General features: G+C 59.9%; 16 protein-coding genes and 1 pseudogene. 8 read left to right on the top strand and 9 right to left on the bottom strand.

Going from position 1 to position 9714, the window contains the following annotated elements; translation table 11 throughout:
- Positions 1-120: pseudogene (locus KBY72_RS13055) on the bottom strand (photosystem II q(b) protein); the annotation flags it as partial.
- Between the two features lie 369 nt (positions 121-489).
- Here KBY72_RS13055 and KBY72_RS13050 point away from each other — a divergent pair.
- The 6 genes from KBY72_RS13050 (at position 490) to KBY72_RS13025 (ending at position 2555) form a co-directional block, all read left to right on the top strand.
- Complete coding sequence (locus KBY72_RS13050) at positions 490-615, top strand: hypothetical protein (RefSeq protein ID WP_254993764.1); 126 nt, start codon at positions 490-492, stop codon at positions 613-615.
- Positions 616-854: 239 nt separating this feature from the next.
- Positions 855-998, top strand: coding sequence for a chlorophyll a/b-binding protein (locus tag KBY72_RS13045; RefSeq protein WP_197149855.1), 144 nt, complete (start codon positions 855-857; stop codon positions 996-998).
- A gap of 250 nt (positions 999-1248) precedes the next feature.
- Positions 1249-1485, top strand: coding sequence for a chlorophyll a/b-binding protein (locus KBY72_RS13040; protein WP_254993763.1), 237 nt, complete (start codon positions 1249-1251; stop codon positions 1483-1485).
- 123 nt (positions 1486-1608) lie between these two features.
- Positions 1609-1857, top strand: a complete 249-nt coding sequence (locus KBY72_RS13035) for a hypothetical protein (RefSeq protein ID WP_254993762.1) — start codon at positions 1609-1611, stop codon at positions 1855-1857.
- A 201-nt stretch (positions 1858-2058) separates the two neighbouring features.
- Positions 2059-2322 (top strand): hypothetical protein, encoded by a 264-nt coding sequence (locus KBY72_RS13030; RefSeq protein ID WP_254993761.1) that lies wholly within the window; start codon positions 2059-2061, stop codon positions 2320-2322.
- Positions 2323-2360: 38 nt separating this feature from the next.
- Positions 2361-2555 carry a hypothetical protein gene (locus KBY72_RS13025; RefSeq protein WP_254993760.1) on the top strand — a complete coding sequence of 65 codons (195 nt, stop codon included), beginning with the start codon at positions 2361-2363 and terminating at the stop codon, positions 2553-2555.
- A gap of 449 nt (positions 2556-3004) precedes the next feature.
- Here the strand turns inward: KBY72_RS13025 and KBY72_RS13020 are convergent, their stop codons facing one another.
- Complete coding sequence (locus KBY72_RS13020; RefSeq protein ID WP_254993759.1) at positions 3005-3286, bottom strand: DUF1651 domain-containing protein; 282 nt, start codon at positions 3284-3286, stop codon at positions 3005-3007.
- A 7-nt stretch (positions 3287-3293) separates the two neighbouring features.
- On the bottom strand, positions 3294-3578 hold the full coding sequence (locus KBY72_RS13015) for a galactose oxidase (RefSeq protein WP_254993758.1): 285 nt from the start codon (positions 3576-3578) through the stop codon (positions 3294-3296).
- Positions 3579-3678: 100 nt separating this feature from the next.
- Here KBY72_RS13015 and KBY72_RS13010 point away from each other — a divergent pair, with 100 nt between their 5' ends.
- Positions 3679-3873, top strand: a complete 195-nt coding sequence (locus tag KBY72_RS13010; protein WP_106502577.1) for a hypothetical protein — start codon at positions 3679-3681, stop codon at positions 3871-3873.
- A gap of 3 nt (positions 3874-3876) precedes the next feature.
- On the opposite strand, the gene KBY72_RS13005 is transcribed toward KBY72_RS13010, so the two are convergent.
- The 4 genes from KBY72_RS13005 to KBY72_RS12990 form a co-directional block, all read right to left on the bottom strand.
- Positions 3877-4638 (bottom strand): RAD52 family DNA repair protein, encoded by a 762-nt coding sequence (locus tag KBY72_RS13005; protein WP_254961809.1) that lies wholly within the window; start codon positions 4636-4638, stop codon positions 3877-3879.
- Between the two features lie 103 nt (positions 4639-4741).
- On the bottom strand, positions 4742-5371 hold the full coding sequence (locus KBY72_RS13000; protein WP_254993757.1) for a siphovirus Gp157 family protein: 630 nt from the start codon (positions 5369-5371) through the stop codon (positions 4742-4744).
- A gap of 52 nt (positions 5372-5423) precedes the next feature.
- Positions 5424-5867, bottom strand: a complete 444-nt coding sequence (locus KBY72_RS12995) for a DUF2493 domain-containing protein (protein ID WP_254962313.1) — start codon at positions 5865-5867, stop codon at positions 5424-5426.
- A 224-nt stretch (positions 5868-6091) separates the two neighbouring features.
- Complete coding sequence (locus tag KBY72_RS12990; RefSeq protein WP_254993756.1) at positions 6092-6247, bottom strand: hypothetical protein; 156 nt, start codon at positions 6245-6247, stop codon at positions 6092-6094.
- Positions 6248-7226: 979 nt separating this feature from the next.
- On the opposite strand from KBY72_RS12990, the gene KBY72_RS12985 reads away from it, so the two are divergent.
- On the top strand, positions 7227-8381 hold the full coding sequence (locus KBY72_RS12985) for a hypothetical protein (protein ID WP_254993755.1): 1155 nt from the start codon (positions 7227-7229) through the stop codon (positions 8379-8381).
- Here KBY72_RS12985 and KBY72_RS12980 read toward each other — a convergent pair.
- Together KBY72_RS12980 and KBY72_RS12975 are read right to left on the bottom strand one after the other, a co-directional pair.
- On the bottom strand, positions 8363-8932 hold the full coding sequence (locus tag KBY72_RS12980) for a PIN domain-containing protein (protein WP_254993754.1): 570 nt from the start codon (positions 8930-8932) through the stop codon (positions 8363-8365). The genes KBY72_RS12985 and KBY72_RS12980 overlap by 19 nt on opposite strands.
- 1 nt (position 8933) lies before the next feature.
- Positions 8934-9407, bottom strand: coding sequence for a helix-turn-helix domain-containing protein (locus tag KBY72_RS12975; protein WP_254993753.1), 474 nt, complete (start codon positions 9405-9407; stop codon positions 8934-8936).
- Positions 9408-9714: the final 307 nt, after the last annotated feature.

Below are 9714 nucleotides of genomic sequence, written 5' to 3'. Positions count from 1 at the left end.
GCAGGGGATCATCAGCACACCGAACCAGCCCACATAGAGGCGGTTGTTGGTGGAGGTGACCCAGTCGCAAAACTGGTTCCACGCAGAAGCGCCTTGGCGCTGCTGAATAGTGGTTGTCATGAGAACGTTCGGGGAAGGGCTTGCCTGACTGCAGCCGTGAGGCTTTGCAGGAAAGCAGTAAGTAGATGCGGGGCGGGAACCGCTCGCTCATCTGAACGTAACACCAGTTCACAATTGCCACCCAACCCAGAGGCGCAATTGGACGACAGCAAAGCTGATGACACCGATAAGCCCGGCTAATCACGCACTGTCCGGTGGACAATGCAAGGGTCCACCGACCTAACTGATCATCGGCATTCCCCAGCTGGTTCTGCTGCTGGCGCTGATGGCCCTAGAGCGCAGGGGTGATCGGCTCCTCGGAGCTGATCGGTAGCTAGCTGGCGATCCTGGGGCTCCTTACCCTCTGGACACCCTGGCCTGGCAGGCACGATGGCCAAGGCGGCCTACCAGCACATCTTCACGGCTGGCCTGAACATCTCCGTGCTGGAGCTGGTGGTCCTCTATCTAGGCGGAAGCCTTGCCCTGCTCTTCAACGAGCCGGGTCGCTCTCTTTGATGCAGGCATGGGGGGAGCGAGCTCACCTCCGGACTGGATCAAGGCGATGGCGCCCCTGAAACGGATCAACCCCGTGGCTTCTGGGCCCTCACTCCGGAGGTCGTATCAGTAAAGGCCTTCCGACAGGCCGATTGAGCGGCAAGGGAAGGGCTGTCGCCCATTGATTGGCAGCCCTCGCCTGCGACAGCGCCCAAGCCAGTCACATTGCGTTACAGTTCTCGTAACAAACCGCAACACTCATGACTGAGTCCACTCCCCGCTTTGGTTTCGTTGCCTTCGCCGAGACCTGGAATGGCCGTCTGGCCATGCTCGGCTTTGTGATCGGTCTTGGTACCGAGCTCCTGACAGGTCAGGGCATCCTTTCCCAAATTGGTCTGGGTTGAGCGTCATGGAAACCGACTACACCGCTGCAATCTCGGTCGTTGCTCTGATCACCGCTGTGCTCTCGGCAATGACGATCTACGTGCTGAGCCGTCCTACGGACCTTGCTAAGAGGGTTGGATAATTTCTGCAATCACCATCGTTCTTATCGGTGCCTGGATTGTCGGTGCTCTCAACCAGCCGGATCTTGCCGATTGAGCTTCTAGTTCTTGCTTCTTCTGGTTTCCAGTGACTATTCCGCCACCAAAAGCCATGACCAACACTCCTTCTAACGACCCAGCGCTTGATAACAGCACCGAACAGCTGACCCTCATGGAGCAGCTCAAGCAAGTTGAACTGTTTAACGGCCGCGCCGCCATGGTTGGCATCGTCACCGGCATCGTGGTGGAAGGCCTCACCGGCTTTGGTATCGCCCACCAAATTGGTCTCGGTGCACTAGTTGATGGTTATGCAGCCTGCCGTACCCAGTTTTTACCGTTCTGTTTCTAATCCAACTTTACAGCTGCATTGCTGAGGTTCCCTTAGCCTTGCACCATCGTTTCTAAGTAATATTTTATCTACCCAACAATTGATTGCAGATTAGCCACTGCTAGCCCCGACTTGATGCTTTCCATGTCCAAGCCAACCAAGGACGACATAGAAAGATTAAGCCGTGGTAAATCGACTCGATCAAGGATAGGAAGTCGTCAAATACCTCATAGGCTAACGAAAAAGGAGCGCATTCTTTTTGAGGCAGCGCAACGTCAAGGATTTTTGAAAGTTCCTGTAGCGGGCATTCGTCCAAACGTTCTTAATATTTATAAATTGTGGTGCGACGCCGAAGGTAAAGATTGCGTTGTCGTAGATAGCAGCAAATCATAGGGTTAAGATTATTCATTAGAATTGCATGCCAACTTCGCGGGCCATCCTTCTTTCACATTCTACTCATCTATTTTGAAGGAGAGAAGAAACTGATGATGATGACAGAATGCCTATCAACGATTAGAGCGAGCCATGCCTGATTTGTTGGTGCGCGAGTCGATGACGACCTAGTACAGGCGCCCAAGAAGCGGGCTGGTGCCAATGGCCGCAGCCCGATACAACACCTCGCTTTTTCTAGCGGCGTTCACTATCGGTGAGCTGCGCCGAAGGGTTGAGTTGGTATGTATGCGGGGGATCAACCGCAAGCTCAACTGCTGGAGCAGCGAGCAATCAGAAGCCTGGCTCGATCGTATGAACCTCTGGGAAGAGGACTCTTTGCAAGTAAGCCCCCAGCAAGGGCTAACCCCCCCCCTTGAGCCAGAAGTTGCAAGCATCAGCCCTGGGCTACGGCCTGAGGCTTTTTGATGCAGGCCATCCACCCAGGTGCGCCGATGCCCTGACCCGTGGCTAAGACAAAGGCAACTGCCTACGAACCCATGGGCCTGTTGTACGTCCTGCTTGTCGACACAGAAGACGGCACCACCACCGTCCAAATGGAAGCCAACAGCAAAGAAGAGGCGCTGGATAGCGGCCAAGAGCTCTATCCCGGTTGCCGACTGGCGCTCGTGAATCCAGTACCGGGTGAGCAAAAGGGCTAACCGAAAGCCTCAGACAACCATCACCCCGAGCAGCGCTCGAGGGTGATGGATAAGTGAACATTCCAATAGCAGTGAAAAAGAAGCTGCTGACGTTGGCACCTGGGGCCATGCATTCCAGGTGTGGGGCGGATGGTCCTCCTGAGGGCACCTGTAGCGGTGCGGCTGGAGTGTCGATCAGTCAGGCGCACAAGGTGAGCTGCATTGGGGAATGCTGCTCTCTTGCCCGGCTGAACGACCCGCCCACTAATAAATAAAGACTGTTGGAGCAGGGGCCTGCGGTCAGCGTGCTTCTGGAACCTGGCGGGGTGGCGTGTCGTCCATGTTGGGCGCCTCTTGGGTTGATGAGCACAGCATCGCTGAGCTAGTGGCTGAGCACAATCAGCTTTTAAACGCATTGCTTCTGGCTGCAGACCAGAGCAAGGTGAGATTGCTTTGTGGCCTGCAGCAGCTCAGGCCCTGCGCAGTGGTGGCGGCTTCCACTGCGGCTCGCAGACCTGCCAGCCGGCTCTGCGCTTCTGGGCCCAGAGCTTGATCGCCTCATTTCGCATCAGCTCCCTGCGATGTTTCAGCAGCGGTGGCTCTCCGCGGGGCATTACCTCTCCAAATGTCACCTCCAGGCTCTGGCTCCAGCGGTCGTAGCGGCAGGGCTGGAAATGGAGCACCTGGCGGCCATTGCTGATCCAGCCCTCTTGCGGAGACAGCGGCGGACGCTTGCGATCACCGATGTGCATGGCCTGCTCAGGCCACCTCCGGCGCCCAGCCCCGCTGACGGGTCATGTCATCGGTCCAGCCCTGACAGCGGCTGGTGAGGTGCTCGCCATGGGCGATTAGTCCCTGATGCAGTTGGCAGGTGAGCATCGGGATGCAGTTCACCCCGGCGTAGTGCCTAAACCAGTGGCAGGTCATGCAGGCCTTGCGGCTGCGTGTCTCGAGCAGCACCGCCTCATCTAGGTAGGACCACTCCTCGATCGGGAGATCAAGCCGGGCATGCAGTGCTGCGGGTCGGGGGAGAGGGACACCCATGAATCATGACCAATGCGTACGCGTGTACTAGCACGATTGAAGGCGCTTTGCTGCCGCGGCGCTTGGAGCTGGATACGGTTCAGTCAGAGGAGAGGTGCCGATGCTTCGCGAACTCGTTTTGGCCATCGGCATCCCCCTGGTCCTGCTGCTCCTGGCGGTGCTTGCGATGGAGCAGTGGCGTGATCAGCTTCCGGCCTGGCTGCAACGGTTGGCCGAGCGTCCGTCCTGGCTCTGGAACACTGGCATCGGGCTGATCATTGGTCTGTCTCTGCTGCGCTGGTTGCTGCAGCGCTGAGGCTCAGGCCACCAGCTGCTGGTGTTGCACAAGGAAGGCCTCAATCCATTCGTGATGGCGGCGCTGGCAGATCCGATCAGCAATTGAGAGTGCATCTGGCGGCACCTGGAACCGCTTGCGGAATGCCTTGGTGAGTCCTTCCAGTGCCGGGCGTGGCAGGGAGCGAATTGTGCTGTGTAGCTGGTGAATCGTGCCTGGATCAAGCGGGTCAAGGCTTGGGTCTACCTCTGGCTGCGCGGGTGATTGGAGCTGGCGCCCAGGCGCCACTTCTGCTGGCCTGCTGCTGGGGTTGGCTTTGGAGGCCGGAGTGGCTGAGCTGGTGACCTCTCGCTGCTGCTTGTCGTAGAGCGCCAGACCAAAGGGATTGCCAAAGGTCATCAGGGCTCGCTTCATGGCGTCGGTTTCGGCCTCCTTGAGGGCGGATTCATGGGCCTGGCCCAGGTCGGCGTCGATGCCGTGGCCGGCGCCGCTGCCTTCTCGGATCACCTCGCCGACGCTGATGCGCACCCGGGCGGTGTATGTGACACCCCAGCCGGCACGGTTGCTGCTGCCCAGGGTGCGCTCCCGCTCAGAGACGCACTGCACGGCGATGGTCTCGCGCTGCCAGCCGTCAAAGCCAAAGATGCGATTGGCTTCTGCGATGGCCTGCCAACCCTCCAGGTAGGCCAGGGAGCGGCCGGCCTGGCTGCGGGTTTGGACCTTGGCGCGATCGAGAGGAGCGGAAAGGGCAGCGATCTGCTCGGTGGAGAAGACAGCGGTGGTCATGGGAATACTGAGATGTGAGAGGTGATTTGAGTGGAAGGGGTATGGGCCCGCCCTTGCAGCAGACCCATGTCGAGGGGGGGGGGGCTCTGCCCCCCCTGGCCCCTCAGTGGATGCGCCAGGAGCGGCGGTTGAGCAGCTGGGCGCCGGTGATCTGGCGGCCGGTTTTAAGGGCTTCCTTGATGGCGTTCTTGTCGGGCTTGCTTGTGGTGGAGAAGGTGAGCCACTCGGGATCGAGGGCGTCTTCGTCGTCGATCACCACGGCCTGGGACTTGCGGCTGCTGAGTTCGTGATCGGAGAAGGAGAAACGCGTAGCCGCCGGCTGCAGCTGGGTCAGGACAAAGATCAGCGATTCCTCCAACGCATCAGCCCGGGCGGTATCAGAGCGGGCCAGATCGGTGAGGCGCTTGGCTTGCTGGCTCCGGTAGGTGGCCTGACCTCGCAGGTGCTCGATCACCCAGCAGGTGGCATCGGCCTTAGCGGCGAGGGCCTGCTTATTGCCCTCTTCTGCCAGAAGTGCGGCCTCCAGCTCAGCCAAGGCCAGAGCGCGCTGCTCGGGATCATCAGCTTCCAGCTGCTCGGCCAGCTGGCCGATGGCGGTGGTGAGCTCTTGGGCCTCGCTGCCCAGCTGCCACAGGGAACCGGAGCGCTGCAGGGAGCATGCAGGGCCTGATTCCGAGGGGGCTGCCGCTGAAACAGCGCTGACAGCGCCTGAAATGGGGGTGAGTACGACCATGACGGTGAGAGGGGATGAATGGGACGGAGAGCGCCATCAGGCGCAGAAGGCTTCAGGAATGGGCGGCGGCGGGAATAGCCAGCGGCCCGGCCAATGCACGGACCTCAGCCACGGAGATCGGCACCGGAGAGCGCGAGGCCATGCGCCTGGCTTGCTGCACCAGCGAGGCCGTGCCGGCACCACCGGGGAAGGCGACTACCAGCACCGAAGCGATAGAGCCAGGAGAGCTGTGGGTAACAGCGCGGGCAACGGCCTGCTCGATTAGCTCACGATTACGGATTGGCCCAGCGGCCCGCCCATGCCGCTCCCACTGGGCGGGCATAACGAGAGCTGACCAACCCAGCTGCTGGGCAGCGCGACCAATGGCGGCATCGGCCCCGCGGGCGCCGCCATGGAGAAGCAGATGCACCAGCCGGCCACCGCTGCGGGCGAGCAGCTCAGCGGCAACCCGCTGCTGGGGCCAGGCCAGATCACGACCACCACCGGCTGCGATCACGAGCGAGTGGGATGGGGCTATTTCAGTGCTAGATGAGAGATAAAGATCCATGAATCAGCTGCCAGAGGTGACAACTGATCGGGGCAACACACCGCAAATAAAAGAGCGGTAGTGCTGGCGAGATCAGGGAATTGGATTACCGCAGGCGATGGACTTGGGGCCTTTGGCGCAGCCCTTATTCTACCAGTACAATTGCATTATTGGCTCAGCCAAGGCCAGCTGCATCAAGCGATCTGACGGATCTTTGCTGACAGACGCAGGCCAAATCCAGTCGGACGGGCATAACCAAAGCCCAGGGCTTTCACTCCCATCTCAATCATCAGCCAGCCTTCTGGAATATCTGGCACCGCAGCCGCGGGCATGCCCCCCTTGCGCTCCATCCCCGCACCCCAGGGCAGGGGCGGAGGGCGGCGGCGGCTGTCTGACCTCAGCCACGGCGCAGCTGTGGCAAGTTCAGGACAGCCGACGACGCCTGGAGCCCTCTCTGCGCTCTCTTGGTAAGTCCCAAGGCACATCTAGGAACTCCACCAGCAGCACCCCCGGCGGGTGCCGTGCTGCTTTCACTAGGCCCAAGCGATGGCCTGCTCCATCCCTGCCCGGCCCCAGGACAGCTGTATGGGAGCGATGAGCACCCGAGATCAGCCGCCGGCCATAAAGGCTTCTCTGGTGGCTTCCAAGGCCTGCAGGCGCCTGTGGCAGTTGCAGCTGCGCTCTTAACAGGGGTTGCCTGGGTGTCGTAGTGCCGGAAATGACTAGGCGCTGGCTCGTGGTGGTGCTGGCTGGCCGGAAGGGGAGCCTTGAAACCAGGGGTGGCAGAAAAAAACCGAGATCAAAGCGATCCCTCGGGCAAAGCCCAAGCCAAGCCCCCCTCTTTCGCCTTCTGCAGAGCCCTTTTGCTCTCACGCAGCAGGCTCAAAGAGCTCTCGCTTCCGTCGAGGAACTGGCGAGAACCCAGGAGATTGTGCGCATTTTGTGCGCATCTCCCTTGGTCTATCGGTGAAAAGTCAATCGGGGCGACAGGATTCGAACCTGCGACCTAGTGCTCCCAAAGCTCGTGAAATGGGGTCCGTCGGACCGGTTGCAATAACTGGATTTACTGGCTCAAAACCATTGCTGTCACTGGCTTTTGCCCTGCCAGCCGATGGCGGGCAGTGGCGGAGCGTGCCAAGCTGAAAAGGTGATTCTCTTGCAGATTCTCTTGCAAGGGGTGTCGTGCGTGCCTGATTTCCTAGAGCCGTGCCAAAAGCCACCACTGCCTCTCGCCCAGCACGGGCAGCCAAAGACCGTGGCTGGGTAGCAGCGCTGCGCTTGTCGCTCACCTCGGATCTGGGACCTCGCAGTGGCTGGACTGTTTCTGAGATGCGTGGGCGGGTTCTGCTGAACGTCTCAGCTTCTGCCGCAGGTGGTGCACGCCAGCAGCGGGTTTTGCTATTTGATTGGGCCGCTTCTGAGCGGCAGGCCATTCATGCAGCCATTCTTGCTATTCATGCCGATTACAGCGATGGCGTACCCCTTGATCTAGCCATCGAAACTCATGCGCGAATTCCTACGGAGGAATCGAGCCATGTCGGAATGACGGTTAGTGAAGCAATCAACTGGCCTCAATTAATTCAAGGATTCAAAGATCACAAACTCAGCAGTGGGGCTATCAAGCAGAGCACCTGGGATCAGCTCTACTGGCGGCGAATGGGTGTGATCCTCGAGGCAGTTGGCGGAAAGCGTCGACCCATTTCACCTAAACAATTACTGGAGGGCGTGATTGAGTCCTGGAAGGACAGGCCAGGATCGCGTGGCCGTCAGTTACAGGTTCAATTCACGGCAGCACTTTTACGTTGGGGCGTCGATTCAGAACGCTTACCTTCATCCTGGGCACCGCCGCTTGATCTCTCTATCTATGTGGGCCGCAAGCGAGAAGAACGGGGGATTACAACACCCATTGAGGCCAGCCATGTGCTGGATTTGGCAGAGGCCATACCTGATCCGCGCTGGCGATTGGCGTTTCAGTTAATGGCTGCCTACGGTCTGCGGCCGGAAGAATTGCAACACCTGGAGATCCAGAAAGGGCAGCTCTGGACCACCTACCAGAAGGTTTCCAGTCGAGGTCGCACCCGATCCAGGGTTTTGCGACTGCTGCCATGTGACGAATGGGCCAAGCCCTGGCAGCTCGAGAAAGCATTTCGAGCTGACCGCATGCCGCCGATGCGACCAGGTCATGGCGCTGAGGACCTTGGCACCTATATGCGGCGGCGTCCTCTCTGGCAGCAACTACGGCGAGAGTATGAAGAGAAGGGCGAGAAACTGGTGCTCTACTCTTGCCGCCACGGTTATGCCCACCGCGCTCACATCACTTGCGAGCTGCCTCCCAAGGTGGTCGCAGCAGCCATGGGCCACTCAGTGGAAACCCATCTGGCGGCCTACAGCCGCTGGTGCGGGGATGACGTGGTGGACGACGCTTTCGCAAAGGCAGAGCAGCGGCTGGCCCATGGCCTACGCGCTCAGAGCTCAGCGCCGTAATGCCGCACGGCCTGCGAGAACCTGCTCAACCCTTGTTCCTCCAGGGTTACCAGGTACTCCTCGACTGTTTTTGGTGGGTTCTTGAGGCTCGCTCGGTGCTGCCGCATCGCCATGCAGACCCGTTCGGCATCCAGGTTCAACTGATCCAGCAGAAACGGATCGGGATGGCAGGCGCCAAGCCCATAACTCGCCAGGGCGTGCTCTGGGAAATCGCCCAGGTTGAAGGTGAGGATCAGATCGGCACCGCACTGGATGGCGGCAGCCAGAACATGGCGGTCATCCGGATCTGGTAATTCCAGAGCTGGAATAAGGGGCTGATAACCATCGACAAGCGCATCACGCACGTGAGCATTCATAAGCGCGCGGGTTCGCTCCAACTGCGCTCTGGAGAGATCAGACCGGTTCCGCAGCACAGCGTTGATCCACTCGTCGTGAATCTGGTTGCTCCAGCGAGCCCGGTAGAGATCGGTGAGCGCCAGGCGCATCAACAGATCGCGGAGTGGAGCGGGATAGAGAACGCAAGCGTCGTAGACGACGGTGAAGCGATTCACCTCAGTAGCCCATGCCCAGCTCCTGGGCCTGGGCAGCCAGCTCATCGAGGGCTGCGGCACGCTGCTGATCGATGGCGTGCTTGTAGGCCATCAGGTCGGCCAAGCGGATGCGCCGATGGGTGCCGACCTTACGGAAGGGGATCTCCCCTTGCTCCAACCGCTCGATCAGAAAGGGCCGCGACACATTCAGCAGATCAGCGGCCTGCTGGGTCGTGAGTTCGGCGTGCACCGGCACCAGCGTGACGGCATTGCCCTGGGCCATCTGAACCAGGATTCCTTGCAGCAACTCCAGCACCGCGGGCGGGATGGGAACGGATGCGCGCTGGCCATCCTCCAGGTCTAGGGAGAGGCAGGCCTGGCGCAGGCCATGGCTGGCACGGAAGCTGGTGAGATCGCGCAAGCTCGCCCCTGCGGCCTCAGCCGCCTCAGCCGTAGGGATCACGGGCTCAATGGAGCTGGGGAGAGCGACGGCCATGGACAGGAGGAGGGGAAGGCCAAGTGAATCTTAATCGAAATAAACGCAATATCTGCAGCATCTGCAAGGACAATAGGTTCGCGTGTCCTGTGCGTTCCGAGGCACTGTCCTGAGCCGATGGCCTTATTCAAGCTTTCATTGGCTCGGCAGCCCCTATCAGGTGGCGACCATGCACGGGCTGGGTAGCGCCCCTCTGAGTGGTGTAACTCAGGAGGTCCTGTGACCCTCTCCGGAGGGTGAACAGTGGCAGGCAGGGGATGACTGCCTGGAAGCTGATTGCGCAGCTCCGTTTATCCATTATGAACCC

This window comes from Cyanobium sp. BA5m-21, from assembly GCF_024346235.1.
Lineage (GTDB): Bacteria > Cyanobacteriota > Cyanobacteriia > PCC-6307 > Cyanobiaceae > Cyanobium_A > Cyanobium_A usitatum.
The sequence above is the reverse complement of the archived record's forward strand: the minus strand, read 5'-3'. Positions and strand labels throughout refer to the sequence as shown.

Excerpts from the sequence above, each read along its gene's own strand:
- KBY72_RS13050 (WP_254993764.1), top strand. The coding sequence starts at position 490 with ATGGCCAAGGCGGCCTACCAGCACATCTTCACGGCTGGCCTGAACATC.
- KBY72_RS13045 (WP_197149855.1), top strand. The coding sequence starts at position 855 with ATGACTGAGTCCACTCCCCGCTTTGGTTTCGTTGCCTTCGCCGAGACC.
- KBY72_RS13040 (WP_254993763.1), top strand. The coding sequence starts at position 1,249 with ATGACCAACACTCCTTCTAACGACCCAGCGCTTGATAACAGCACCGAA.
- KBY72_RS13035 (WP_254993762.1), top strand. The coding sequence starts at position 1,609 with ATGTCCAAGCCAACCAAGGACGACATAGAAAGATTAAGCCGTGGTAAA.
- KBY72_RS13030 (WP_254993761.1), top strand. The coding sequence starts at position 2,059 with ATGGCCGCAGCCCGATACAACACCTCGCTTTTTCTAGCGGCGTTCACT.
- KBY72_RS13020 (WP_254993759.1), bottom strand. The coding sequence starts at position 3,286 with ATGCACATCGGTGATCGCAAGCGTCCGCCGCTGTCTCCGCAAGAGGGC.
- KBY72_RS13015 (WP_254993758.1), bottom strand. The coding sequence starts at position 3,578 with ATGGGTGTCCCTCTCCCCCGACCCGCAGCACTGCATGCCCGGCTTGAT.
- KBY72_RS13010 (WP_106502577.1), top strand. The coding sequence starts at position 3,679 with ATGCTTCGCGAACTCGTTTTGGCCATCGGCATCCCCCTGGTCCTGCTG.
- KBY72_RS13005 (WP_254961809.1), bottom strand. The coding sequence starts at position 4,638 with ATGACCACCGCTGTCTTCTCCACCGAGCAGATCGCTGCCCTTTCCGCT.
- KBY72_RS13000 (WP_254993757.1), bottom strand. The coding sequence starts at position 5,371 with ATGGTCGTACTCACCCCCATTTCAGGCGCTGTCAGCGCTGTTTCAGCG.
- KBY72_RS12990 (WP_254993756.1), bottom strand. The coding sequence starts at position 6,247 with ATGGAGCGCAAGGGGGGCATGCCCGCGGCTGCGGTGCCAGATATTCCA.
- KBY72_RS12985 (WP_254993755.1), top strand. The coding sequence starts at position 7,227 with ATGCGTGGGCGGGTTCTGCTGAACGTCTCAGCTTCTGCCGCAGGTGGT.
- KBY72_RS12975 (WP_254993753.1), bottom strand. The coding sequence starts at position 9,407 with ATGGCCGTCGCTCTCCCCAGCTCCATTGAGCCCGTGATCCCTACGGCT.